This is a genomic window from Hungatella sp. (genome assembly GCF_046966825.1).
In genome coordinates, this window is the sequence record NZ_JBKVCZ010000074.1 from 1 (window position 1) to 25,837 (window position 25,837).

A 25,837-nucleotide genomic window follows, 5' to 3' on the forward strand; every position below is an offset into this window, starting at 1 on the left:
GAATACTTTTCTGTCTTTCTTCCAGATGCCGATGACTGCCAGCAGGGTCAGGAAGAAGGAGAGGCCAATTGCTGTGAGAACCAGTTCGTTAAACAACTCCAGCGTAAAATTTCCGTATTTGGGTACGAGATACGTCGGAAGATAGATGTTAAAGCGAGCCATTAAAAGGGTGGTCAGCACGCCGTCAATCAGTCCGAACAGGGGCCGCTGCTTTGGGTCGTTGGTCAGACATACCTGGCCCGACTTTGTACAGGCAGTCTGTGCCGTGTAGCCCAGAATATAGACGGCATAAAGGACGATAAAGACCGGAAGCTTCAGTGCCTGCGGCAGTAAATGCGTGTAGTGAAATACGAGATACATGATGAAGGCCATCAGCACATTGCCGCCCAGCATGTACGGACGGAATCTGCCAGAATTTGGTGCGGTTGTACTGGATTTCTTCCAGGTTTTTCGTTGGTTCCATTTAAGTTCCCCCTTGTGATAAGTTGATAAGTGACGTCGCTTTTCTTATATTTTATAGTTTCAGGGCCTGTTTTACTAGGATACGGGTGGCTGATAATAGCACATATCTTGCATTTTTCTGCGGAATTTGAGAATTCAGAGGTGTATTCCAGAACGATTGAGCGGCGGTATCAGGGGGAGGATCAGATGCTGAGCTACATCAGCCAGGGCAATTTAAAAGAATGCCTGCACATCTTTCAATCCAACGATGGGACGGAGCGCCCCTTAATATGGATGATGTCTATCACCGGTATCCGGATGATTTTCTGCGGTCCGTTAAGAATTCCATGGGGAGCATTTCCTATAAATATGGTCTGCTGATCGAAGGCTCTTCCTCCGTGGAATTTCTCCAGAAGAAGGTGACGCCCATGATGTTTAGCGATTACTGTCTGGCGGTCCGGGACTGCTCCACGGCCCAATACAGTGCCAAAGTACAGGAGATTACCACCTATATTCTGGAGCATCTGCCCTCCGAACTCACAGTGAACCAGCTGGCGGAGCTGTTCTTTCTGAATGTCTCCTCCCTGTCCCGGAAATTTAAGAGCGAAACGGGATTTTCGGTTACGGAGTTTATTAATTTCCACCGGATCAAGCTGGCACTTTTGCAGAATGTTCAAGAAGGTCACTTCCATCACTCCGAGTCAGTATTTAAAGAATGTGAGGACGGAGGGGATGCTGATTTAGATTGGAAAAGAGACAGGAGAGCCCGCTGCCGCCGGTTATACGGAGGCTGCGGGCTCTTTCTTTTCGCTTTTTGCTTTCGCTATTTCAGGGCGTTCTGCCGGTATTTGGCCGGCGTCGTTCCGTATGCTTTTTTAATAAAATCATTTCTATAAGCTTTGTGTAAAATATAAAAATAAACAACAAAAAGACAAGAAATATGCTTCACGTGAGTCATATGAAATAGTACAATATACACTATGACTCATCTGTGCACATAAGAAAATATTGAAATAAATGACGAACTCATTAAAATAAAAAGTAAGGAGGAAATAATCCGGTGATTACGAGAGAAGATGTAGCGAAGAGGGCCGGTGTATCGGTCAGTGCAGTTTCCAGAGCAATGAACGGCAGAGGATATGTTGCAAAGGATAAGAAGGAAGCGATCTATAAAGCGGTGGAGGAATTGGGCTACAGGCCGAATCCCCTGAGTAACTCCCTGAAAAACAGACAGACTTATCAGTTGTGTTTTTTTGGTTCAGATATCTACAATTCCTTTTATAAAGAGCTTTTTAATAAAATGTCCGATTATGCCATGGATCGCGGGTATACATTGTTCTACTTTTCTAATTTCAGTGTAGATCGGGTAAAAACCATGCTGATGGATGGAATGATTGTAGAGAACGACAGTGTGGCGGAGGAGGTGCAGGCACTATTGGGAGAATCGTTTTATATGCCGATTGTCACTGCCTCCTACGGAGTCCCGGTTAAGAATTTAAAACAGATTCCCTATGTGGATGTGGATACGTACGATGCGGTAGAGCTTGGACTTGCTTACTTAAAAGAGATGGGACATAAAAAGATTGCCTTTGCTACTTTATATGATTTCTTTCATGACAGCCGTTTACATCCGAGGCATGTGGCCTTCGGTAATCAGATGAAGCCGGTCTATGGAAAACAATTTAGGGATTACGTAATTGATAATGCCAGAAACACGAGACCGGCTTTTGCAAGAGAGAATTTTTTCGAGGAGGGAATGAGTGGTGCTGACCGGTTCCTCGAACGAAACTGTGGGGCGACCGCCATCATCTGCTTTAATGATGAGTTTGCTCTGGGAATGCTGAGGCGTTTTGAACAACTGAACATCAGGGTTCCTGAAGATATATCGATTCTCGGCATCGACGGGATCGAAAACAGGAAGTATGTGACACCTTTTCTTTCTTCTGTGTCTTTAAATATCGGAGAGCAGGCGGAGTGCTGCGTCAGCACCCTGCTGGATATGATTGAGGGGCGCAAAGTAAACTATTTTAACTCCTTCAAACCGTATTTGAGCGAGGGGAATTCTGTAAAAAAACTATAAAGAAATAATGATACATAAAGGAGACGAAATACTATGGGCATTCATTTTGGAGTTGATTATTACCCGGAACACTGGCAGAGAGATCGGTGGGAGACCGATGCTGAACTGATGAAGGAGATGGGGCTTACGGTAGTCCGAATGGCTGAATTTTCCTGGCACAAGCTGGAACCGCAGGAAGGAAAGTATGACTTTGCATGGCTGGACGATGCCATCGACCTGCTGGGCCGCTACGGAATCAGGACGATTGTGGGAACGCCTACGGCTGCTCCGCCTGCCTGGATGGCAAACCGCTATCCTGAGATTCTTCCTGTGGACCGGGAGGGACGGATAAGAGGCTTTGGGGGGCGTCACCATGACTGCCAGTCCAATGCCGTATACCGTGGGTTTGTGCGGAAAATTGTGACCGCTATGGCCGTTCATTATAAAGATAATCCGAATGTCATCGGATGGCAGCCGGACAATGAGCTGGGAAACAGCCATCATGATTTGTGTATGTGCGAAAGCTGCCGGAAGAACTTCCAGGGATGGCTCGAAAAGAAATACGGTACAGTGGACCGCTTGAATGAAGCCTGGGGCAATGCCTTCTGGAGCCAGGAGTACAATGAATTTTCGGAAGTATTTACTCCAAGGATTACCGTGACAGGAGAGAACCCCTCTGCTATGCTGGACTGGAAATGCTTCTGTTCCGACTTGATTGTGGATTTCATGAAGGAACAGACCGATATTATCCGCAAACACTGCCCGAACCATTTTATTACCCACAATTATATGGGCTTTGCCGATAAGGTGGACTATTATGATTTGGGAAAGGAACTGGATTTTGTCAGTCATGACCAGTATCCCGGCGGATTTTTCGCCGATGAGTCCCATGGACGCGGCGATATCCTGGCGTCCACCCTGGATGTGGTAAGAAGCTATAAAAATAAAAACTTCTGGATCATGGAGCAGCAGTCAGGAATTACCGGCTGGGAAGTGATGGGGCGTGCGCCGGCGCCGGGGCAGCTTTCCCTGTGGTCCCTCCAGTCGGTGGCTCACGGAGCCGACGCGGTGGTGTATTTCCGCTGGAGAGTCTGCGCAATGGGGACAGAGCAGTACTGGCACGGAATTCTGCCTCACAGCGGTAATCCCGGCCGCAGATATTACGAGCTGAAGGAGATGATACGGAAGGCAGCTCCATTGATGGAAAAGATGGAGGGCTCCATGCCCGCTCCGGAAGTCGGTATCGTATATTCGTTCCGGCAGAATTACGCCCTTCAGATTCAGCCGCAGAATCCCAATATGTCTTATACTGAGCAGATTCAGGAGTACTACAGGGCATTTTACGACAGACAGATTCCGGTGGATTTCGTGCCGGATGACGGGGATTTCGGCAAATATAAGCTGCTTGTCGCGCCGCTTCAGTATCTGATGAATTCCGAACTGGAGGAACGTTACTTCCGTTATGTGAAAAACGGCGGCCATTTAGTCCTTACCATGCGAACCGGAGTGAAGGATGAGACCAATATCTGTATGACCGACCGGGAGCTTCCGGGACGGCTGTCTGAGCTTACGGGCTCGGAGGTATTGGATTATGACTGCTTAAGAGATGCAAGAGTATCGGCGGTCTTTCAAAATGAAAGCCATACAGCCCGAAACTGGTGTGACATCATAACCGTGAAGGAGGGAGCGGAGGTCCTTGCAGTCTATGGCAGTGAATTTTATGCGGGAGAGCCTTGCGTTACTAAGAATGAATACGTACAGGGCTGTTGTTACTACATCGGAACGGAGCCTGACGAAGCGTTCATGGCGGCTCTGGTCCGGTATATGACAGATGCTGCAGGGATCGCAGCGTTGGGAAATGCGGATGAAGGTGTAGAGCTTGCCGCCAGAGAAAAGGCTGATCGCAGATGGATCTTTGCTCTGAATCATACAGACAGGGAGAGGACTTACTCCGTGGATTCCTCCTATCGGCTGGTTTATGGCGAAGAGGCAGGGAAGCTTAATGGATATGAGGTACAGATACTCGAGAGGAAGATTTAAAATGGCAGCATAGCTTCTGTGTCATTCTGGGTTTTTTATTCTGGACTCAGAATGTGAATTGAAATAAGGTAATTTTTCGTTACCCGAATATGTATATAAAAATGACCGGGAGTGCCGGACACAGAATGTGGGTGTCCGCTGCTCACGGTCATTTTTATGGCAGACGAAAGCCGGCTTTTTTAACGACGGCTCGTTGTCGAATCTAATGATTTGAAAATCTTCAATGGGGAGGAGTGCGGCGGTAAAAAAATAATATTATTGTGATTAAAACGGTAAAATTTTACTGGAGGAAAACGGTAAAATATAATCGCGAGCACATTTAGTTAAAAAATAGTCAATTTTATTATGATAAATGCACAAAAATGAGACGGTAAAATCATGCATAATATTGAAAATGTGATTTTTACTTAGTAAAATATTGAATATTTTACTAATGTGTGTTACGATGTATTTACCAAAAGTTAAGGAGGAAATAATTATATGAAAAAGACAATTGCGGTGATTGCGGCTCTTTCCGTAGCGGCTGTGATAGTACTGAGTGGGTGTGGGGCGAAGGCTGGCAGCCAGGCAAACGGCGGCAAGGTAAAGATCCGTTTTGCATCGTGGGACAATGCAGAGGATCTGGATAAGCAGCAGGCGCTGGTAGACCAGTTTAACGCCAGCCACGACGACATTGAGGTCTCGCTGGAAGCTTACGGAAGTGAGTATGATACAAAGATCAGCGCCGGCATGGGATCGGGAGATACGCCGGACGTGCTCTACATGTGGGATTACCCATCCTACTATGAAGGCCTGGAACCGCTGGATTCCTACATAGAAAAAGAGGGCGCAGATTATAAGGACAACTTCTACGACGCGTTATGGCCATATAATTCCAAGGGAGATTCGGTCTATGGCATTCCGGTAGGCTTTACCACACACGCGCTGTTTTATAATAAGGATATTTTCGCACAGGCGGGAGTCGCTGAATCGACCAACGACTGGACATGGGACGATCTGATGGCGGCAGCGAAGACGATCACCGAGAAGGTGGACGGTGTGAAGGGCTTTTCCTTCCAGATGAAGCCGGATCCATACGATTATGAGATGTATTTATGGAGCAACGGAACCGCGTTTGTGGATAAGGACGGAAACCTCGATGGAAATTTAAACTCCGACAAGGCGGTTGACGCTGTCGCCATGTTCCAGAACATGGAAAAGGACGGATACGCGGTGGCTACGGAAAAGAACGGTACAGACGAGTTCAGAAGCGGCCAGACTGCCATGTATATTTACGGCGCATGGTCAATTGCAGCCTTTAATGAGGACGGCTTAAACTACGGTATCGTCGATATTCCGGCATTTGCGGGAGCGGGCCATGATTCCGTCAGCATCTTAAGCTCCTCAGGCGTATCGATTTCCAAGGATTCCAAGAATAAAGACGCCGCCTGGGAGTTTGTGAAATACTGGACAGGCGAGGAGATGAACAAGGCGAGAATCGGCTATGAGCTTCCGGCTTTAAAGTCTGTCGTAGAGTCCGAAAAGATCCTGGACGATCCGGCCAACGCTCCATTCTACTCCATGCTGGAGCAGAGCAGCGGTTACACACCTGCAAGCTTTATTGTAGACAACTGGTCCGAGCTTAAGGACACCCTGGATCTGACCTTTGAGCGTGTCTATAACCCGAGTACCATGGAAGATCCGGCAGCCGTACTGAATGAGGCGGTATCCGAGATGCAGTAAACTGCAGACATTCCCCGCGGCAGGCCAACCCTGCGCGGGGAACTTAAATGGAGGTAAATCATGGAGAAGAAAAGTTTCCTTAGAAAGGCAACTCCCTATCTGTTCATCCTGCCGTGGATCATCGGGTTCATCGTCTTTACAGCAGGCCCCTTAATTCTGTCGCTGGTAATGAGCTTTTTTGACTGGCCGATCACGTCGACGCCGACGTTCCGGGGACTGGGGAATTATGTGGAAATGTTTACAAAGGATAAACAGTTTTACAAATCTCTGGTCATCACATTAAAATATGCCGCAATCTTCGTACCCCTTAACATGATTATTGCCCTGTTCCTGGCCATGCTGATCACGCAGCCGGTAAAGGGTGTCAAAATTTACAGAACCATTTTCTATATTCCCGCAGTCGTATCCGGCGTTGCCATCTCCATCATCTGGGGATGGATTTTAAACGGCAACTACGGCGTGTTAAACTATCTGCTTTCCCTGCTGGGAATCGAAGGCCCCAACTGGCTGGTGGATCCTTCCTGGGCGCTTCTGGCCGTTATTCTGGCGAGCGCGTTCGGCGTGGGGACCATGATGCTGATATTCTATACGGATATTAAGAGCATTCCCATCGACTTATATGAGGCTGCTTCCCTGGACGGCGCCAGCCCGGCGAGACAGTTCTTTTCCATCACGCTGCCGATTATCACGCCGACGATTCTGTTTAACTTGATTACATCGTTAATCAGCGCATTCCAGCAGCTGACCATCGTCATGCTGCTCACAAACGGCGGACCGTTAAAATCTACATATTTCTACGGGATGTTTACCTATAACAACGCGTTCAAGCACCACAAGCTGGGATACGCAAGTGCCAACGCATGGGTGATGTTTGTCATTATCCTGTTCCTGACAGCCCTCGTATTCAAGTCCTCCTCTGCATGGGTATTCTATGAGACCGAGGCCAAGAATTCCAGGAAGAAGACCAAGAAAGGCAGGAAGTAATTATGAGTATGTCGAAAAAATCAAAGATCATCATCTACGTGCTTTTGACCATTATGGCCCTCTATTTCCTGTCGCCGTTCGTCTATATGCTGTTTACCACATTTAAGACGGAGGCGGAAGCCATTGCCTATCCGCCTAAGATGTTCCCGAAGAAATGGCTGGTGGAAAACTATTTAAACGCATGGAACGCTCAGCCCTTCGGACGTTACCTCTGGAATTCCATTGTGGTAACGGTCGGAACCACGGCTGGACAGATTATCTCCTGTTCGCTGGTAGCCTATGGTTTTGCGAGATATAATTTCAAAGGCAAAAATGTTCTGTTCATGATTCTGCTGTCCACCATGATGATCCCCTGGGATGTGACGATGATCCCGCAGTATATGGAATTCAAGATATTTGGATGGATCAACACCTTAAAGCCGCTGATCGTACCGGCCTGGTTCGGTTCTGCCTACTATATTTTCCTGATGAGGCAGTTCCTGATGGGCGTGCCGAAGGACTTCGAGGAGGCGGCCAGAATTGACGGCGCCAATGCATTCCAGATTTACTGGCGGATTTTTATGCCGATCATGAAGCCGCAGTTAATCTTAGTCGGCGTGCTGAATATGATCACCGTGTGGAACGACTACCTTGGGCCGCTCATTTTCTTACAGGACAGGAGTAAATTCACCCTGGCTCTCGGGCTGGCATCCTTTAAGGGCGTTCACAGCACACAGATCATACCGATGCTCTGTATCACAGTCATCATGATTCTGCCTCCGATCATCGTATTCCTCTTTGCACAGAAACATATCGTGGAGGGAACGAGCGGAGCGATTAAATAATAGGAGACAACTATGGAAAGACGTAAAAAGAAACGATGGGAAGATGAGACAATCACAGGAATCGGAAGACGCGGAGCCAGAACCTCATTTTATGGGGATTCCGCCAGACATGTGAGCTTAAACGGCGACTGGAGGTTTCTGTATCTGGAAGCGCCGGAATTTTCTCCGGCTGGTTTTGAAGAGCCGGGAAGCGGGGCGGGATGGGATACGATCGATGTCCCCTCCGTATGGCAGATGCGCGGATACGATCATATGCACTATACGGATGTCCTGTACTTATTCCCGGTCAATCCTCCATACGTACCGTCGAAGAATCCTACAGGCATCTATAAGCGAAGCTTTGTTCTGGACGATGCCTGGTTTGCGGGAGATACGATTCTCAAATTCCACGGTGTGGACAGCGCCTGTGACATCTGGGTCAATGGCGTCCACGCCGGTTACAGCAAGGTGAGTCGTCTGCCCGCAGAGTTTGATGTCACCTCTCTGGTGAAGCCGGGAGAAAATGACGTCACAGTCCGTGTATACAAGTGGTCGGACGGAACGTATCTGGAGGACCAGGATATGTGGTGGCTTTCCGGAATTTACAGGGATGTGGAACTGATTAACGAGCCCAGGAAGGCGGTCCTGGACTGCCGCGTGACGGCGGTTCTGGATACGGACAGCGAATGCGGCCGGGCTGCCATCGACCTGATGGTAAAGGGAGCCGGAAGCGGAACCTGGAGCCTGCTTGACGGGGAACGCCTGATGGCAGAGGGGGACTTTACCTCCTCCGGAGACCAGAAGGAGATAAGAATCACAGCCGAAGCCGGAGCGGTGCGGCCGTGGACTGCGGAGACCCCTTATCTATACCGGATCAGAATCCGGTTTGAGGACCATGAGATCACGGTCCGGACCGGTTTCCGTACCATAGAGATCAAAAACGGTAATTTTACCGTCAATGGAACCGCCATCCTGTTAAATGGTGTCAACCATCACGACTACAGTCCGACCGAGGGACGTACCGTCACGTATGAGCAGATGAAGGCCGATGTGATTCTGATGAAACAGCACAATATCAACGCGCTGCGGTGTTCCCATTATCCGGCCGCCGACTGCCTGTATGATCTGTGTGACGAATACGGCCTCTACGTGATTGACGAGGCGGATCTGGAGTGCCACGGTTTCGAATGGGTGGAAAACTATACCTGGATTTCCGATGATCCTGCGTGGGAGACTGCTTACGTGGACCGTGCCGTCCGCATGGTAAGACGGGATTTCAACCATCCCTCCATCATCATGTGGTCTCTCGGCAATGAATCCGCCTTCGGCTGTAATTTCGTTAAGAGCGCGGAAGCGGTGCGGACGATGGATCCGTCCAGACTGGTCCACTACGAGGGTGATTTCGAGGCGGAGGCGGCGGACGTCTACTCCACCATGTACACCTGGCTGGATAAGCTGGAAGAGATCGGCCGCGGCGAAAAGGGGAATCAAAAACCCCATGTTATGTGCGAATACGGCCATTCCATGGGAAACGGAGCCGGCTGTCTAAAGGCCTACCAGGACCTGTTCCGCAAATACAAACGGCTGCAGGGCGGTTTTATCTGGGAATGGTACGACCACGGATTCCTCACAAAGGATGAGGAAGGCCACGAATATTACCGGTACGGCGGCAGCTACGGAGATTTCCCCAACAACGGGAATTTCTGTATCGACGGCCTTCTGATGCCGGACCGCACGCCGTCGCCGTCGCTTGCCGAGTACCGGCAGGTGATTGCCCCGGTGGAAATCCGGAAGAAGACGGGCAGCGGGCGCGAGATTCTTTTGAAAAACTGGTATGATTTCAGCGGCCTGTCCCATCTCTGCGCGAAATGGTGGATTTCCTGTGACGAGACCGTACAGGAAGAGGGCGTGATCGAAGATCTGAATGCCGGGCCGGGAGAGGTCTGCCGTCTGGAAATTCCATACAGGCCGTTTATGCCGGAGAGCAATACGGATTACTACTTAAATGTGTCGGTCTGTCTGAAGGAAGACGCACCCTACGCCGGAAAGGGCCACGAAGTATCCCGCGGGCAGTTCCTGCTTAAGGAGCATCTGGAGACAGCCGTGCTCCATGAGGCGGGCGGCCGCCTTGTGACGGAGGATGACGGGATCTTCTTTAAAGTAAAGGGCGAATCATCGGAGGTGGTGTTCCATAAGATCTACGGCCGGCTGGAGCGCTGGACGGTGGCTGGAAAGACATACGTGACGGCGGGGCCTGAGGTGACGGTTTACCGGGCAACCATAGACAACGATATGTATAAGAAGGATGACTGGATGAACAAATATTTCATACAGCTTCCGGATGAGCAGATGGAGTATTTCAGGACCGAAGAGCATGAGAACCGTGTCGATGTGACGATCGGTACGTATTTTGGCTGCTTAAACCAGTCGTGGGGATTTTTATGCGACTATCACTATACGGTGTACGGAGACGGCGCTGTGACCTGCCGCCTGGAAGGAAAGCAGATTCAGCGAGGGAAAGCGGAGCCGGGATTTCTGCCTCGCATCGGAATCCGGATGAAGGCGTCAAAGGACCTTCAGAAGGCCGCGTGGTACGGCCTTGGCTTCCAGGAGAATTATGCGGACAGCAGGGAAGCGGCATTTATGGGAGTCTACCGTTCCGATGTGGATGGCATGTCCACCAATTACGTATATCCGCAGGAAAACGGCCATCGGGAAGAGGTCTCCTGGTACTCGCTTGGCGACGGGGAACGCAGTCTTCTGGTGACAGCGGATCAGCCTATGGGGCTGAATATCCACAATTACACGGAGGAGAGCCTGGAAGAAGCAAAGTATCCGTGGCAGATCAAGGATGCGGAGGATGTGATCATCCATATGGACTACCTCCATTCCGGCCTGGGAAGCAACAGCTGCGGTCAGGAACAGGAAGAGGCGTATAAGGTGAAACGCCAGGATTTTGCCCTGAGCTTTACCATGCGGGCAGTCGATGCGGCGGAGGATGTAGCACAGTCGAAAATAAAATATCTGGATTAAAGGAAGGAAGCGTGGAAAAGACGTGATAAGAGAGCGATTTTCAGAACACATAAGGAATTACTTAAGCGATGACTCGTGGATGATCCTCGAGGATCATTACGATCCGGAGGAGAATTTAAAATACGAAAGCCTTTTCTGCCTTTCCAATGGATATCTGGGAACGAGAGGCGCCTACGAGGAACGGGCGGCAAAGAGTATTCCCTGTACCTATATTAACGGCGTTTTTGATAAATCAGAGACCTTCATGAGAGAACTGGCCAATTTACCGGACTGGCTGGGGATAAAGCTCTATGTGGAGAAGGAGCTGATCGGCATTGAGACGTGCAGAGTCCTGGAATTTTCCAGGGCTCTGGATATGAAGCACGCGCTGCTGGCTAAACGGTTTGTCCTGGAAGATAAGAAGGGGAGGAGGACCGAGGTGGAAGGAATCCGGATGGTAAGCCGGGCTAACGTCCACCGCATGGGAATCCGCCTCTTCGTGACGCCGTTAAACTACAGCGGGATCATCGAGGTGGAAAATATCATCGATGGCTCCGTCATAAACTTCTGCGATGCGCCTCGCTTTAAGGTGAAGCATACCAGGCTGCTCACAAACTGCCCGCTTACCGACAAAGGCGCCTATGTGGAGGTGACGACGAGAGACCGGAAGCTCTGCGTGGGAACCGGAAGCCTTATGGAGGCCTATGCCGGGGGCAGAACCGTGATGAAGAACCGGAGCTTCGGAGCGTTTGGCGAAACCGCCGTGGAATTTCAGGACTTTGACGCAGAAGAGGGAAAGGCTGTGGAGGTAGTAAAATACGTCTCCGTCTATACGGAACGCGAAGTCCCGGATTATGAGCTTCACTGCCGTGTGAGAGACGAGATCAAAGGCTTTGCCGCCGATGGCTTCGAGATGGAGATGAGCCGCCACATCGAGGTGTACGCCCGCATGTGGGATGAGGCCAACATCGAGATCCGGGGCGATTTTGATCTGGACCGCGCCGTTCGTTTTACCCTCTTCCATCTGATGAGCACGGGCAGCGAGCACGACGACAGGGTCAACGTGGGAGCCAAGCTTTTGAGCGGCGAGGAATACGGAGGCCATGCGTTCTGGGATACGGAGCTGTTCATGCTGCCATTCTTTGCCTGCGTGTTCCCGGATACGGCCAGGAACCTGGAAAACTACCGGTACCGCTTCTGGATGCGGCAAGAGCCAATGCGGCAAAGAATGGCTACTGCGGGGCCCAGTATCCCTGGGAATCGGCGGACGACGGCACGGAGCAGTGCCCGGACTGGACCATCGAACCGGATGGGACCTGCTACCGGTGCTACGTGGCAGTTTACGAGCACCATGTAACCGCCGCTGTGGCCTATGGAATCTACAACTACGTGAAGATAACCGGAGACCGGTGCTTCCTGCGTGAAAAAGGCGCGAGATTCTGATCGAGACAGCCCGTTTCTGGGCCAGCCGGTGCGAATACAACCGGACGATGGACCGCTACGAGATCCGCCGCGTCACGGGGCCGGACGAATGGCATGAACCGGTGGACAACAATCTATACACCAACTACCTGGCAAGGTGGAATTTAGGCTATGTCCTGGAACTTTTAACGGAATGGAAGGAAGACGGGACGGGGCTTTATGAAGAGCTGAAGGCCCGCCTGAATATCCTGGACGAGGAACTGGAAAGCTGGTCTCGCGTCAGGGAGAAAATGTACCTTCCAAAGGGTAAGGAAAATGGCCTGCTGGAGCAGTTCGAGGGATACTTCGATCTGAAGGACGTGACGATAGAGGCCTACGATGAGAACGACTGGCCCATACGCCCTGAGATTTTAAGGACCGTGCCAAAGACGCAGACCCAGATCATCAAACAGGCGGATGTGGTGATGCTTCTCCATCTTCTCGGGGAAGAATTCGACGAGGAGACGAAGCGAAAGAACTATACGTATTATGAAAAACGGACGCTTCACGGCTCCTCTTTAAGCCCCAGCATCTATTCTGTCATGGGACTCCATGTGGGCGATGAGACGAAGGCCTATCGCTATTTGAGGAGGGCGGCGTTCATCGATCTGACCGATTTACAGAAGAACACAAGGGAAGGCATCCATGCGGCCAACGCAGGCGGTGTGTGGCAGACCGTGGTGTTCGGCTTTGCAGGCGTGTCATTTTCGGAAGACGGCGTCGTGGATATCCGTCCGCATATGCCGAAGGAGTGGGAAGGCCTGTCCTTTAAGCTGCATCACAGAGGATCCAAGATGGAGATTACTGTCCTGCCGGACAACAGCGTGACGGTGACAGTACTGGAGGGCGGTCCGGTGTCGGTCCGCATAAATGGTGAGGCGATGGTTCTGGAAGGCTCCGGCCCGGCAGATGAGGCGGTGGTTCCGGAAGGCTCCGGCCCGGCAGCAGGAGGACAGTCATGAAGAAATATATGGCAATATTCGGACTGATCCTCGTGACCGTGATCTGGGGCGGCGGCTTCGTAGCCAGCGATATGGCGCTGGAGAGCCTGACCCCGTTCCAGATTATGACCTTCCGGTTTTTTCTGGGAACCGTAATCCTGGGCGGTATCTCTCTGCCCGGCATGAAAGACATTAAAAAAGAAGAGATTCGGGCCGGATTCTTTATGGGATGCGCACTGTTTGCCGGATTTGCCCTGCAGATCGTGGGGCTCCAGTACACGACACCGTCGAAAAACGCGTTTCTGACGGCCACAAATGTGGTGATGGTACCGTTTATCGCCTTCCTGGTCTATAAGAAGACGGTAGGGATGAATGGAATCGTGGGAGCCGTCATGGCCATTGTGGGAGTGGGAATTCTGTCTCTGAACGGGAATCTCTCCCTGGGCGCCGGCGACGCGCTGACTCTGGTGGGCGCCGTGGGCTTTGCGTTCCAGATCTTTTTGACGGGCGAGTTTGCACCGAAATACCGGGTTAAGGTTTTAAATACAGTACAGATGGCAACGGCATTTCTTCTGTCTGCCGTATTTCTGGCGGCGCAGGGACAATTTTCTGTACATGCTACTTCCACAGGCTGGCTCAGTGTGCTATACTTGGGGGCAGTGAGTACCGCGCTTACGTACCTTCTTCAGACAAACTGTCAGAAGTATGTGGATGAGACGAAGGCGGCCATCATTCTTTCCATGGAATCCGTATTCGGCACCCTGTTTTCCGTAATCCTGCTCCATGAAAATGTGACGATGCGGATGATCGGCGGCTGTGTACTGATTCTGGCGGCCGTGATCTTATCCAACTACTCCGGAGAGAAGAAGGAGCTGGGGAAAACAGAACCAAAGAAAGAAAAAGTGGGGGTGGAATTATGAAATACCGCGGAATTATCTTCGATCTGGACGGCGTGATCTGCCATACAGACAAATACCACTATCAGGCGTGGAAACAGGTAGCCGATCAGCTGGGAATCTACTTTGATGAGACCATCAACAACCGTCTGCGCGGCGTGAGCCGTATGGAAAGCTTTGAGATTATTCTCGAGAGATATGACGGCGCCATGAGCGAAGAAGAGAAGGAACGCTATACAGCGGAAAAGAACGAAATCTACAAAGAACTGCTTAAGAATATGTCACCGGCGGATCTGGCGCCGGAGGTGAAGGCGACCATGGATGAACTGAGAAAGAGAGGCCTAAAGCTGGCTATCGGTTCTTCCAGCAGAAATGCCTGCTTCATCCTGGGACAGCTGGGACTTGACGGTTACTTCGACGCCGTTTCGGACGGCAATCAGATCACCCATTCCAAACCGGACCCGGAAGTCTTTCTGCTGGCCGCGAAGCTGATCCATGAGAAGCCGGAAGACTGCCTCGTGGTGGAGGACGCCAGAGCCGGTCTCATGGCTGCCAAAGCCGGAGGCATGGATGGCGCCGGGATCGGCGACGCATCGGACTGTGAGCTTGCGGCGTACCATTTGAAATCCTTTGAAGAGCTTTTGGAGGCTTGCAATTCGTAAATCTTCGAGGTATACTAAAAACACTTAGTGAGGTCTTTAGAAACGGCACTAGGTCCGGCGGCACTAGTATCACGGCAGGAACACGTTGTAAGACATTGGCCTGCCGTGATCTTTGACTTTTATGGGGGATAAGAGGGGAATAACGTTATGGCTACGATCAAGGATATTGCGGAGAAAGCGGGAGTTTCCATCGCCACGGTTTCCAGAGTCCTGAATTACGATGAGACACTGAATGTGCAGGATGAGACGAGAAAACGGATTTTCGAGGTTGCGGAACAGCTGGATTACCAGGTAAAGGATAAGAAAAAGAGAAAGAGGAAGCTGAAAATCGGCGTCCTTTATTCCTATTCCCTGGAAGAGGAGCTGGAGGATACGTATTATCTCTCTGTCCGTGTGGCCATTGAGAAGAAGCTGGCGGAAGAGGGATACAAGAAGTACCGGATTAACAGCGGCGATACGAAAGAGGACTTATCGGTCCTGGACGGAATCATCTGCCTGGGGACGTTCAGCCAGTCCATGATGGAACGGATCGAGTCGTATCAGAAGCCTACGGTCTTCGCGGACGCGGTACCCGATACGGAGAAATTCGATTCCGTTATCCACGATATCGAGCGGTCTGTTCTGAAGGTGATGAAATACCTGATGGATCAGGGCCATGAAAAGATTGCCTTTATCGGCGGATACGAGACGGACTCGGATGGCGCGGAGGTGGTGGACAACCGGACATACGCCTATCAGCGCTTCATGAAGCAGGAGGGCCTGTTTCACGAGGAGTACGTAAAGATCGGCGGCTACACGCCCAAGTATGGATATCAGATGATGAAGGAGCTGCTGGAGCTTCCGGACCGGCCGACGGCGGTGTTTGTGGCCAACGATTCCCTTGCCATCGGCTGTTATAAAGCGGTTCACGAAAATGGACTTGCAATTCCCGAGGACATCAGCGTGGTGGGATACAACGATATCCCCGCCGCAAAGTATCTGGTGCCTCCGCTGACTACCGTCCACCTGTACATGGATTTTATGGGCGAACAGGCGGTTTTAGTCCTGGCGGAGCGAATTCTGACCGGCAGAGAGATCTCCATTCAGACGCTCATCCCCGCCAAGCTGGTGATCAGAGAAAGTGTAAAAAGACTGGGAAGGACAGAATAGAGATGACAGACGAAGTATTTTTGGAAGAACTTTTAGGTGCGGTGACGGTATCCGGCTATGAGGAAGAGGGACAGGCCGTCATCAGAAAATATATGGAACCGCTGGCCGACGAGGTGAGAACCGACGATATTGGGGATACCGTATGCGTGCTGGGTCCGGACCGGGATTTCAGGATCCTGATGACGGCCCATTTGGACGAGATCGGCCTCATGGTGACGACGGTAAACGAGCGGGGACGCCTCCAGGTGATCGACCGCGGCGGGATCGTTCCGGCCACCTATCCGGGCCACCGTGTCAAGGTGATGACAGAGCGGGGACCGGTATACGGTGTTGTGGAATCGTACCGTGATTTCTTTAAAAAGGAAGGCGGCCTGAAGACGTCGGATTTTCTGATCGATATCGGCGTGGATTCGAAGGAAGAAGCGTGTGAACTGGTGGAACCCGGCGCGCCCGTCGTGCTGGACACCGGGTTCTGCAAGGCGGCGGGAGGCCGTTTCTTAAGCCGGGCGCTGGATGACAGGCTCGGCGTATTTATTATTATGGAGGCCTTCAAAAAGGCCAGGAAGCGCGGATGCGCCTGCGGCGTGTACAGCGCGGCCACCGTGGGGGAAGAGACCACGAAGAACGGCGCGTACTGGACGGCCAGCCGCGTAAAACCGGATCTGGCTGTGGTGGTGGACGTGACGTATACCAGCGACTGTATCGGCATGAACGCCGCGGATTCCGGCGAGGTAACCTTAGGCGGGGGGCCGGTACTCTGCAACAGCCCCATTGTCTCCAAGCGGCTGAACCGTATGATGAGGGAATGCGCTTCCAGAATTGGAGTGAAAGTGCAGACGGAGGCAGCCAGCAGACTGAGCTATACCGACGCGGACAAGATTCATTTTGCCGGAGAAGGAATTCCCACTGTGCTGGTGTCGATTCCGCTCCGCTACATGCACCATCCGGCTGAGATGGCTGATGAAAAGGATGTGGAAGGCTGCATCGATCTGATTGCAGAGTTTCTTGTTTCATGGGGGATTTCAGGGAGGAAAACGGGATTTGGAGAGCCTGACAAAGAATAAACAGAGCAGAGAGACGATTCGGAAGATGGCAGAGAAGTATTTCCCAGATGATCCTCTGAAGGAATATGAGGAGTTGACGGAAGGCTACTTCAATGTGGCATACGAAGTGATATTTGAGAGCGGAAGACGTGTAATCTTAAAAGTGGCGCCCCCGGAAGGCATCCCCGTGATGGCCTACGAAAAAAATATCATGTTTGCCGAGGTGGAAGCCATGAAGAGGGCGGCGGCAGACCCGCTCATTCCGGTTCCCGAGATATATGGTTATGATGACAGCAGGAGTATCTGTTCGTCCTTCTACTTCTTTATGGAGAAACGGAGGGGAAACAGTCTCTATTCACAGAGTCAGGAGCTGTCGGAGGAAACCGTACATGCGCTCATGAGGGAGACCGGTGCGATAAACCGCAGAATCAATGAGATTACCTGCTCCCGTTTCGGCCTTCCGGGACAGACGGAATGCCAGGGGGATGCGTGGTATCCCGTTTTTAAAAGGATGATGGATATGGGCCTCTGTGACGCGGAGACGAGAGCGGTTGATTTGAAGCTGCCCGTCAGCGAGATCCGGGAGCGTCTGGAAAAAGACCGCCGGTTTTTCGAAGAGGTGACAGAACCCCGCCTGGTGCACTGGGATATCTGGGCCGGAAACATCTTCACAGACGGAGAACACGTGACTGGAATCATCGACTGGGAGAGAAGCCTGTGGGGCGATCCGCTGCTGGAAGTGGGATTCCGGACATTCGGCAGCAACAGAGAATTTATGGCTGGATATGGGAAAGAGACGCTTACAGAAACCGAGGAACGCCGGGCGCTGTGGTATGATATCTATATGGCGGTTCTCCAGACTCTGGAATGTGAATACAGACGCTATGAGACCATGGAGATGTATGAACGCGGAACCGGATTGCTGCAGAGGCAGATGAGTCGTGTGAGGGAGCTTCAGGCAATTTCGTAATGAATCCACACATAAAACGTAAAACATAAAAAGGAAGCTTACGCACTGCAGACACTGTCTGCCAACGCATAAGCTTCCTTTTTCAAATATGCCCTAATCTTCAGGCTATGAATTTATAAATCAAATCCGAAATATCTTCACCGTATTATTATAAGAAATTCCTTCGATAATCTCCTTCAAAGCCTTCTGATCGTCCGGATACTCTCCGTTTTCTACCCAGCCGCCCACAAGTTCGCAGAGAATTCTTCTGAAATACTCATGTCTCGTGTAGGATAAGAAGCTTCTGGAGTCTGTCAGCATGCCGATGAAGTTGCCGAGGCAGCCTAAGTTTGCTAAAGAAGTCATCTGCTCGGTCATGCCTGTCTTGTGGTCGTTGAACCACCAGGCGGAACCCTGCTGGATTTTGCCCGGGAACTGGCTCTGGAAGCATCCTATGATAGTGCCGATGGAGGCGTTGTCATTCGGGTTTAAGGAGTAGATGATCGTCTTCGGGATCTCGTCTGTTGCACTGAGCGCGTTTAAGAAATCGGCCATCTGAGCGGATGGAGCGTAGTTGTTGATGCAGTCGAAGCCGGTGTCCGGTCCGAGGTTTGCATACATCATCGCGTTATTGTCGCGCTTGCAGCCATAGTGAAGCTGCATGACCCAGCCCATGCGGTTGTATTCTTTGGCCACAAAGAGCATGAATGCGGTTTTATACTTTAATTCATCCTCGCGGGTAACCGGTCCGCCGGCCAGTCCTTTTGCGAAAATGGTATCCAGTTCAACCGGGTCGGCCGGAACGTACATCACGTATTCCAGCGCGTGGTCAGATACGCTGCATCCTCTGGAGGCGAAGAATTCCATACGGTTCTTAAGCGCCAGCTTTAAGGAATCAAAATCGGTGATTTCGATGCCTGCGGCCTTTGAAAGCTTCGCCATGTAAGCGGCAAAATCCACTTTCTCAATGTTCATGGCCTTGTCCGGTCTCCAGGCAGGAAGCACCTTCACTTCAAAGGAATCATTCGCGGCCAGCTTCTGATGCCATTCCAGCGAATCGGCCGGATCATCAGTGGTACAGATCAGGGTCACGTTGGACTGACGGATCAGATTGCGGACGCTCATGGAATCCTGGCTGAGCTTTTCATTGCATAAGTTCCACACTTCCTCTGCGGTGTCGCCGTTTAAATATCCCGTAAAGCCGAAATATCTCTGAAGCTCCAGATGGCTCCAGTGGTACAGCGGGTTGCCGATCAGCTTCGGCAGGGTCTCCGCCCATTTTTGGAATTTCTCACGGTCGTTAGCATCTCCGGTGATGTATTGTTCTTCTACGCCGTTAGAACGCATCTGACGCCACTTATAGTGGTCACCTCCCAGCCATACCTGAGTGATGTTGTCAAACTTACGGTCTTCGTAAATTTCCTGCGGATTGATGTGGCAGTGGTAATCCACGACAGGCATTTTTTCTGCATAGTTGTGGAAAAGGTCCCTGGCCGCATCCGTAGACAGTAAAAAATCTTTGTCCATAAACTGTTTCATGATAAAATCCTCCTTTTTGCTTCTTTATACAATGAATCCCATCACCTGCAGAGGCGGGGAAATCTTGTTGCATTCATTAAAATCAGTAGTGCCTGAAAAGTCAGTAGTACCTCAAAAATCAGTAGTATCTCAAAAATCAGTAGTGCCTCGTTTGATCAGCTCTGCCGAGATGGTGGTTTTCACCGGAACGTTTCCGCCGCCCAGGACCTTCATCAGCGTCGTGACCGTAGTGGTGCAGAGCGATTCCACCTTGTTGTCGACGGTTGTCAGCTCCGGATCGGTGCAGCGAGACAGAATAGAGTTATTATACCCGATAATATTCATTTCTTCCGGAATTTTGATTCCGGTCTTATTCGCATATTTGACAGCGCCCACCGCCATGATATCCTCGGCGGCGAAGACCGCGTCGAATTTCAAACCGGTGGAGGCGAGAGAACGCAGGAGTTCTTCCGTGCCGTCTAAATCCTTGGGACAGATGCGTACCAGATCGTCGCGGATATTCAAGCCGGCTGCCGCGCAGGCATCGTGATAGCCTGCCAGCTTCTGCAGATTGCTGTAGGAACTGCCTGCGTACAGATAGAGGACGGAAGTACGGCCGGACCGGATCAGCCTGGTGACCGATTCATAGACCGCGGTCCGGTCGTCGCATACCGTGCTGTAGATCTGTTTGCCGTCGAGACAGCCGTTGACCAGCATGATGGGAAGCTCCTTTGAGGCCTCTATGAGATAGGCATTATCCTTCTGCCTGGCCTCCACGTAGTGGGAACCGGCCAGAATGACGGCATCCACCCGCTTGGAGAGCAGCAGCTCCAAATACTTCTTTTTCGTCTCCGGCAAGTAGCCGCTGCAGCAGAGGAGGGAATCGTATCCGCTGCGGCGCAGCTCCTGCTCCAGATAGTAGATGGCGCCGGCCAGCCAGGGATCGGAGGAATCCGCGCACATGATGCCGATGGTGCGCATGGTGTTAAGCCCTAAGCTTCTGGCAAAGACATTGGGCGTGTAGCCAAGTTCATCCATCACCGCCAAAACCCGGTTCCGCGTCTTCTCACTGACATTGGGATTTCCATTGATGACACGGGAAACGGTAGCGATGGAAACGTTAGCCCGTTCTGAAACATCGTAGATATTCAAAACATCACCTCCTTGGAAAATGTAAGTATTTACATATTGCTTTTATTATACAATCATCTGATAAATATTACAATCCCCAGAATATAATTTTAACAAATTCTGTACAAGAACTGTGGTTGTTTGTAAATACTTACAGGAGTTATACTAGAAAGCAGGGATATTTCCGCAAAAAGCGGGTGTTTGAATGCCGCGGTGACTCCTGCGCAGTACAAGCGGGTGATCATTATGGGAAAATACAGGGAGGAATACGGGAAATGGGATACGAGTGTGATAAATGAAAAATTCTGATCGTGGAGGACGAGCTGCTGGTCAGAAAGGCGCTGCGCTACATCATCGAACAGGAGAGCGATGAATTCGAGATCATCGGGGAAGTGACGAACGGGGAGGAGGCGCTGGAGTTTCTGGAACAGAGTCTGCCTCACATGATGATCTGTGACATTATGATGCCTCGGATGAACGGGCTGGAGCTTCTGCGTGCCGTAAATCTAAAGTATCCGGAGGTGTCCACCATCATTCTGAGCGGATATCAGGATTTTGAATACGTCAAAAGTGCATTTAAATACGGTGTTTTTGATTATATCCTGAAACCGGAGCTGGAATCCGACTATCTGCTTAGAGCGCTCCGCCTCTTAGGCAGAAAGAAGGGGGTCATCCATACCAAGGATCACGGGAGCAGCGGCGGAGAGGAAGCGTGTCCGGAGCAGGGGGACGCCTGCTCCACCTATTATCTGATCGCCATACAGCCAGGGAAGATCCTCCAGGGGGCGACCAACAAGCAGGAGCTTACCATCGGGCACATGGAGGAGATGATAAAGGAAGCGTTCGGGCGGTTCTATCTTGACAGCTTTATGCTGAAAAAAAGCCAGGTGTACATCTACACGATCGGCTGCTTTTACCCGGAAATGTTTGACGAAAAGCTGCGCACGATGACCGGGCAGGGCACCGCCTATCTGCGCAACATTGAGATGATTATCAGCCCGCCCTATGGAAAGGGCGTCTCGCTGGAGACGGAGGCACAGAAGCTCTCGGAGCTGTTTTCCTACCGGTTTTTCGACAGCAGGAAAGATTATCTCGATCTGAGAGAGACCGGGATTTTGCAGCTTCCGGCCCTGGACCAGAAGACCGTGTGCGATCTGGTGCGCCAGCAGAAGGCGGGAACCGCGGGAGCCGTGCTGGTGGAGTATTTAAGCTCTCTGCGGGGCATGGCTGTCAGCGAGATGGCCGTAAAGAAGCTGATGGAGAGTACGCTCTATAACACGATTTTTGAACTGAATGAAAATGAATTCTGCCCGCCCCAGCTGGAAGAGCGCAAGCTGTCCTTCCTGACGGCCATCGGCACCACCGACAGCCTGGAGGGACTCATCGGAGCCATTGCCGCCATCTATCAGGAGATCGGGCAGATTACGGAGGAGGCGAGGGGGAGCGGCCTTTATTTGAGGATCACGGAGTATTTGTACCGGCATTACAGCGAACCGGTGACGCTGAAGACTCTGGCTGCGGATTTTAACATGAATTATTCGTACCTCTCCTCGTACTTTTCCTCTCACATGGGGCAGGGAATCAATGAATTCTTAAACTCGGTCCGGGTGGAAAAGGCGAAAGAGCTGCTTACCGCCTCAGAGCTTTCCCTGTCGGAGATTGCGCAGGAAATCGGATATACGGATCAGAGCTATTTTGGAAAGGTCTTTAAAAAGCAGACCGGCTACTCTCCGCATACATATCGGAACCGGGCGAGGCGGCAGGAGGAAAAATTATGAAGAGTCAGATTCGGTGGGGTACCTTTTTTAAGCTTTCCCTGGTAGTGGTGAGCAGCATTGTCCTGACCAATTTCTGCACCATCGCCAGTTCGGACTGGATCACGAAGAATCTTTTCATCCAGTCGTCCACCTTTTTAAATGCCAAGCTGATGGACAACATCAAGAAAAAGGTGGAAGAAAACAACAACTCCTATTTAATGCTCTTAAGGCTGCTGGAGACGAAACCGGCCTTGAAGAATTACTTTCTGGCCGCCGACGCCTGCGGCACGGAGAAATTTATTAAGACGTACGACATCCTGAAGGTCTATCACGATTCCGTGCCTTCCGGCACGGCTCAGAACCTGGTCGCGGTCAGCAATCAGGGCAGCGCGTTCTCTTTCACAGGGGAGAGAATCTCGGTTCCTGTGGAAGAGATAGAGAACATGCCCTGCTCCCTGAAGATCAGCGAGACCAGCAGACGGCTACAGTATACGTTTCAGGACCATGGCATTACCGATGATTTTAAGGACAGGAAATGCGTGATAGCAGCGCGGCGGCTGTTTCTTCCGTCCTCCAGCGAAAGCTTTGCCACAGCCTACATTACGATTCCCGAGGAGGAGTTCTATCAGATGTTCAGCGAGGCCGTTCCGGAGGGCAGCCGCATGGTAATCCTGTCTTCCGACGGCCAGATCGTGTCGGGTAATGTAAAAGACAGTCTGGGAAGCGAGGAGACGAAGCTGCTCTCGCTGGTCCGTTCGATGAGGGAGAACGGAGATACATACCGGACCGTAAAGGAGAACCATAAACCGGAGATTGTGATATCGGGATACATACCGGAGCTGGATATGTACATGGTCAACACGGTGGAGGAAGCGGCCCTCTTAAAATCCTACGCGGGAATCCGCCGTAATATCCTTGTGACTGGCTTTCTGATCACAGGGACAGCCATCGCCGTGGTATTCCTCATCATGCGCCGCATCGTATCGCCCCTTAATTTCTTCATCCAGCAGCTGGAAACCTTTAAAAACCGCAGATTCGAAAAGGTGAGCCCTGTGAAAGGCAACTCGGAGGTGAGGCAGATGGCGGATGTCTACAACCGGATGGTGGATGAGATTGACAGCTACGTCAAACAGCTGATGGAGGAGCAGGAGCGGGGGCGGCGTCTGGAGATTGAGGCGCTGCAGATGCAGATCAACCCGCATTTTATGTATAATACTCTGGCCTCCATCAAGTATCTCACCTGGGAGAACAATACGGAGAAGGCCTCGGATACTATCAATGCGCTGATCGCCATTTTAAAGAAGACGATTGGAAACATGGAGGAGGAGATTACGCTGCGGGAGGAGATCGATCTGGTCCGGCAGTATGTGTTTATCAACCAGGTGCGGTACGGCGACCGCATCGAGGTGGAGTATTTCCTGGCAGAGGAGGGAATGGAATGCATGGTGCCCAAGCTGATTCTGCAGCCATTTATCGAGAACGCCTTTTTCCATGCGTTCCAGAACAAGAAGGAAGGGAAGATCCGGATCTTTGCAAAGAAACAGCGGGATGACCTGATCTGTGAAATTATCGACGAGGGAGACGGCATGTCACAGGAGGAGACGGCGGACCTGCTGAGCAGCGACAGGAGACGCCATCTGACCGGAATCGGCATTCCCAATGTCCATGAAAGGCTCCGGCTGATCTACGGGGAGGAGTACGGCGTGACCATACACAGTGTGATCGGAACCGGCACTTCGGTCAGCCTGAGACTTCCTTATCACCTGAAAAAATTACCAAAATTATAAAAAAGTACGTTTTTTCGTTTGCCTTCGCATGGATTTAATTACATGATGCTGTACTATTCCAAATAAAATACGATATTTTTGTGAGATATAACGATAAAATAAAGGCATCATATAGAAAAGGAGAAGACAGAGATGAAAAAAATGTATTTGTTTGCGGCAGCAGTAGCCCTGGCTGCCAGCCTGACTGCTTGTGGGAGCAAGGCACCGGTTGACAATGCGGGAACGCAGGCCGGGGAGGAGACGACGAAACAGGAAGCCTCCAGCACCTCCTCGGGGGACAAAAAGACGGTGACCTTCTGGGCGTGGGATAAAGAATTCAATATAGCCGCGCTGGAGATGGCGAAGGAAATCTACGAGACGGACCATCCGGATGTGGAGATCAATATCGTGGAGGTCGGCCAGAATGATGTGGTACAGAAGCTGAACACCGGCCTGGGATCAGGCTCCTTAAAGGGCCTTCCGAATGCGGTTCCCATCGAGGATTACCGGATTCAGTCCTTCTTAAAATCGTATCCGGGAGCATTTATGGATCTGACTTCCGAGATTAATTACGACAATTTTGCCGCATATAAAAAGGGACCGATGACGCTGGAGGGGAAATCCTACGGCATTCCGTGGGACAATGGAGCCGCCGTCCTCTACTATCGTAAGGACATGATCGAGCAGGCGGGATATACCGAGGAAGACATGCAGGATTTAACCTGGTCCAAGTTTATCGAGATGGGCAAAAAGATCAAAGAGGCCACGGGGAAGAAGATGATCTCCATGGACCCGAGCGACATCGAGTTAATGAAGCTGACCATGCAGTCGGCCGGTACCTGGTTCACGAAAGAGGATGGAACGACTCCAGACATGGAGAACAACGCTGCGCTCAGGGAATGCCTGCAGATCATCAAGACCATCACCGATGACGATCTGGTCAGAACGTACAGCGGCTGGGCGGGCCTTCTGGAAGGCGTGAACAAAGGCGAAGTGGCATTTCAGCTGAAGGGCTGCTGGTTTACACCTTCTATTATGAAAGGGGAGGGCCAGGACGGCTTATGGAGAGTTGCGAAGATCCCGAGGCTGGACAGCACACCGAATGCGACCAACGCTTCCAACTTAGGCGGCGGCAGCTGGTACATCTTAAACGGCGTTGAAAATTCCGATATTGCCCTCGACTTCTTAAAAACCACCTTCGGCGAGAACAAAGAGCTTTACAACCGCCTGCTGGATGAGAAGGGAATCGTAGGAACGTATTTACCGTCTCAGGAGAGCGAGGTCTATAATAAAGAAATTCCGTTCTTCGGCAACCAGAAGATTTACCAGGAAATTGCCTCCATTACAAAAGAAATTCCGAATGTAAACTATGGTACCTATACCTATGCGTTCCAGGATATCGTGATGGCGGAAATTCAGAAAATTCTGCAGGGCGAGGACATCGACACCGCCATGAAGAGCATGCAGGTTCAGGCGGAAGCACAGGCCCGGTAAGACCTTTGG

The 25,837-nt window shown here is 51.1% G+C and carries 17 protein-coding genes and 2 pseudogenes; 16 read left to right on the plus strand and 3 right to left on the minus strand.

Annotated features, from left to right (window positions below; translation table 11 throughout):
- Window positions 1-393: pseudogene (locus tag ACLTD4_RS20500) on the minus strand (glucuronide permease); the annotation flags it as partial.
- Window positions 394-731: 338 nt separating this feature from the next.
- On the opposite strand from ACLTD4_RS20500, the gene ACLTD4_RS20505 reads away from it, so the two are divergent.
- The 13 genes and pseudogenes from ACLTD4_RS20505 to ACLTD4_RS20565 all read left to right on the plus strand — a co-directional run bounded on the left by ACLTD4_RS20505 (window position 732) and on the right by ACLTD4_RS20565 (window position 18,183).
- Window positions 732-1,337 carry a helix-turn-helix domain-containing protein gene (locus ACLTD4_RS20505; RefSeq protein WP_181991314.1) on the plus strand — a complete coding sequence of 202 codons (606 nt, stop codon included), beginning with the start codon at window positions 732-734 and terminating at the stop codon, window positions 1,335-1,337.
- Between the two features lie 164 nt (window positions 1,338-1,501).
- Window positions 1,502-2,521, plus strand: a complete 1,020-nt coding sequence (locus ACLTD4_RS20510) for a LacI family DNA-binding transcriptional regulator (protein ID WP_412331522.1) — start codon at window positions 1,502-1,504, stop codon at window positions 2,519-2,521.
- 33 nt (window positions 2,522-2,554) lie between these two features.
- Window positions 2,555-4,540 carry a beta-galactosidase gene (locus ACLTD4_RS20515; RefSeq protein WP_117623699.1) on the plus strand — a complete coding sequence of 662 codons (1,986 nt, stop codon included), beginning with the start codon at window positions 2,555-2,557 and terminating at the stop codon, window positions 4,538-4,540.
- A gap of 480 nt (window positions 4,541-5,020) precedes the next feature.
- Window positions 5,021-6,262: an ABC transporter substrate-binding protein gene (locus ACLTD4_RS20520; RefSeq protein WP_117623700.1), complete on the plus strand. Its 1,242-nt coding sequence runs from the start codon at window positions 5,021-5,023 to the stop codon at window positions 6,260-6,262.
- Between the two features lie 60 nt (window positions 6,263-6,322).
- Complete coding sequence (locus ACLTD4_RS20525; protein WP_412331523.1) at window positions 6,323-7,246, plus strand: carbohydrate ABC transporter permease; 924 nt, start codon at window positions 6,323-6,325, stop codon at window positions 7,244-7,246.
- A gap of 2 nt (window positions 7,247-7,248) precedes the next feature.
- The gene (locus ACLTD4_RS20530; protein ID WP_055655728.1) at window positions 7,249-8,070 is read left to right on the plus strand and encodes a carbohydrate ABC transporter permease; all 822 of its coding nucleotides are present in this window, start codon (window positions 7,249-7,251) and stop codon (window positions 8,068-8,070) included.
- A gap of 12 nt (window positions 8,071-8,082) precedes the next feature.
- Complete coding sequence (locus ACLTD4_RS20535) at window positions 8,083-11,082, plus strand: glycoside hydrolase family 2 TIM barrel-domain containing protein (RefSeq protein WP_117623701.1); 3,000 nt, start codon at window positions 8,083-8,085, stop codon at window positions 11,080-11,082.
- A gap of 22 nt (window positions 11,083-11,104) precedes the next feature.
- A pseudogene (locus tag ACLTD4_RS20540) lies at window positions 11,105-13,484 on the plus strand (glycoside hydrolase family 65 protein).
- Window positions 13,481-14,383 (plus strand): DMT family transporter, encoded by a 903-nt coding sequence (locus ACLTD4_RS20545; RefSeq protein WP_117623702.1) that lies wholly within the window; start codon window positions 13,481-13,483, stop codon window positions 14,381-14,383. The pseudogene ACLTD4_RS20540 and the gene ACLTD4_RS20545 overlap by 4 nt, the downstream one beginning before the upstream one ends.
- Window positions 14,380-15,021: a beta-phosphoglucomutase gene (gene pgmB, locus ACLTD4_RS20550; protein WP_002600122.1), complete on the plus strand. Its 642-nt coding sequence runs from the start codon at window positions 14,380-14,382 to the stop codon at window positions 15,019-15,021. Before ACLTD4_RS20545 ends, pgmB begins: the two co-directional genes overlap by 4 nt.
- A 147-nt stretch (window positions 15,022-15,168) precedes the next feature.
- On the plus strand, window positions 15,169-16,170 hold the full coding sequence (locus tag ACLTD4_RS20555) for a LacI family DNA-binding transcriptional regulator (RefSeq protein WP_025531390.1): 1,002 nt from the start codon (window positions 15,169-15,171) through the stop codon (window positions 16,168-16,170).
- A gap of 2 nt (window positions 16,171-16,172) precedes the next feature.
- The gene (locus ACLTD4_RS20560) at window positions 16,173-17,234 is read left to right on the plus strand and encodes a M20/M25/M40 family metallo-hydrolase (RefSeq protein WP_117623703.1); all 1,062 of its coding nucleotides are present in this window, start codon (window positions 16,173-16,175) and stop codon (window positions 17,232-17,234) included.
- Entirely contained in the window at window positions 17,212-18,183 is a 972-nt protein-coding gene (locus ACLTD4_RS20565) for a phosphotransferase family protein (RefSeq protein WP_117623704.1), read from the plus strand. Before ACLTD4_RS20560 ends, ACLTD4_RS20565 begins: the two co-directional genes overlap by 23 nt.
- A 120-nt stretch (window positions 18,184-18,303) precedes the next feature.
- Here the strand turns inward: ACLTD4_RS20565 and uxaC are convergent, their stop codons facing one another.
- On the minus strand, window positions 18,304-19,701 hold the full coding sequence (gene uxaC / locus ACLTD4_RS20570; RefSeq protein WP_412331524.1) for a glucuronate isomerase: 1,398 nt from the start codon (window positions 19,699-19,701) through the stop codon (window positions 18,304-18,306).
- A gap of 129 nt (window positions 19,702-19,830) precedes the next feature.
- Window positions 19,831-20,832 (minus strand): LacI family DNA-binding transcriptional regulator, encoded by a 1,002-nt coding sequence (locus tag ACLTD4_RS20575; RefSeq protein ID WP_117623706.1) that lies wholly within the window; start codon window positions 20,830-20,832, stop codon window positions 19,831-19,833.
- Window positions 20,833-21,122: 290 nt separating this feature from the next.
- On the opposite strand from ACLTD4_RS20575, the gene ACLTD4_RS20580 reads away from it, so the two are divergent.
- From ACLTD4_RS20580 to ACLTD4_RS20590, 3 genes are all read left to right on the plus strand, one after another.
- A complete protein-coding gene (locus ACLTD4_RS20580; RefSeq protein WP_412331525.1) occupies window positions 21,123-22,589 on the plus strand; it encodes a response regulator in 1,467 nt (488 codons plus the stop codon).
- Window positions 22,586-24,355, plus strand: a complete 1,770-nt coding sequence (locus ACLTD4_RS20585) for a sensor histidine kinase (RefSeq protein WP_117634761.1) — start codon at window positions 22,586-22,588, stop codon at window positions 24,353-24,355. The genes ACLTD4_RS20580 and ACLTD4_RS20585 overlap by 4 nt, the downstream gene beginning before the upstream one ends.
- Before the next feature lie 132 nt (window positions 24,356-24,487).
- Complete coding sequence (locus ACLTD4_RS20590; protein ID WP_117634971.1) at window positions 24,488-25,828, plus strand: ABC transporter substrate-binding protein; 1,341 nt, start codon at window positions 24,488-24,490, stop codon at window positions 25,826-25,828.
- The last annotated feature ends 9 nt before the right edge of the window (window positions 25,829-25,837 follow it).

Excerpts from the sequence above, each read along its gene's own strand:
- ACLTD4_RS20505 (WP_181991314.1), top strand. The coding sequence starts at position 732 with ATGGATGATGTCTATCACCGGTATCCGGATGATTTTCTGCGGTCCGTT.
- ACLTD4_RS20515 (WP_117623699.1), top strand. The coding sequence starts at position 2,555 with ATGGGCATTCATTTTGGAGTTGATTATTACCCGGAACACTGGCAGAGA.
- ACLTD4_RS20520 (WP_117623700.1), top strand. The coding sequence starts at position 5,021 with ATGAAAAAGACAATTGCGGTGATTGCGGCTCTTTCCGTAGCGGCTGTG.
- ACLTD4_RS20525 (WP_412331523.1), top strand. The coding sequence starts at position 6,323 with ATGGAGAAGAAAAGTTTCCTTAGAAAGGCAACTCCCTATCTGTTCATC.
- ACLTD4_RS20530 (WP_055655728.1), top strand. The coding sequence starts at position 7,249 with ATGAGTATGTCGAAAAAATCAAAGATCATCATCTACGTGCTTTTGACC.
- ACLTD4_RS20535 (WP_117623701.1), top strand. The coding sequence starts at position 8,083 with ATGGAAAGACGTAAAAAGAAACGATGGGAAGATGAGACAATCACAGGA.
- ACLTD4_RS20545 (WP_117623702.1), top strand. The coding sequence starts at position 13,481 with ATGAAGAAATATATGGCAATATTCGGACTGATCCTCGTGACCGTGATC.
- pgmB (WP_002600122.1), top strand. The coding sequence starts at position 14,380 with ATGAAATACCGCGGAATTATCTTCGATCTGGACGGCGTGATCTGCCAT.
- ACLTD4_RS20555 (WP_025531390.1), top strand. The coding sequence starts at position 15,169 with ATGGCTACGATCAAGGATATTGCGGAGAAAGCGGGAGTTTCCATCGCC.
- ACLTD4_RS20560 (WP_117623703.1), top strand. The coding sequence starts at position 16,173 with ATGACAGACGAAGTATTTTTGGAAGAACTTTTAGGTGCGGTGACGGTA.
- uxaC (WP_412331524.1), bottom strand. The coding sequence starts at position 19,701 with ATGAAACAGTTTATGGACAAAGATTTTTTACTGTCTACGGATGCGGCC.
- ACLTD4_RS20585 (WP_117634761.1), top strand. The coding sequence starts at position 22,586 with ATGAAGAGTCAGATTCGGTGGGGTACCTTTTTTAAGCTTTCCCTGGTA.
- ACLTD4_RS20590 (WP_117634971.1), top strand. The coding sequence starts at position 24,488 with ATGAAAAAAATGTATTTGTTTGCGGCAGCAGTAGCCCTGGCTGCCAGC.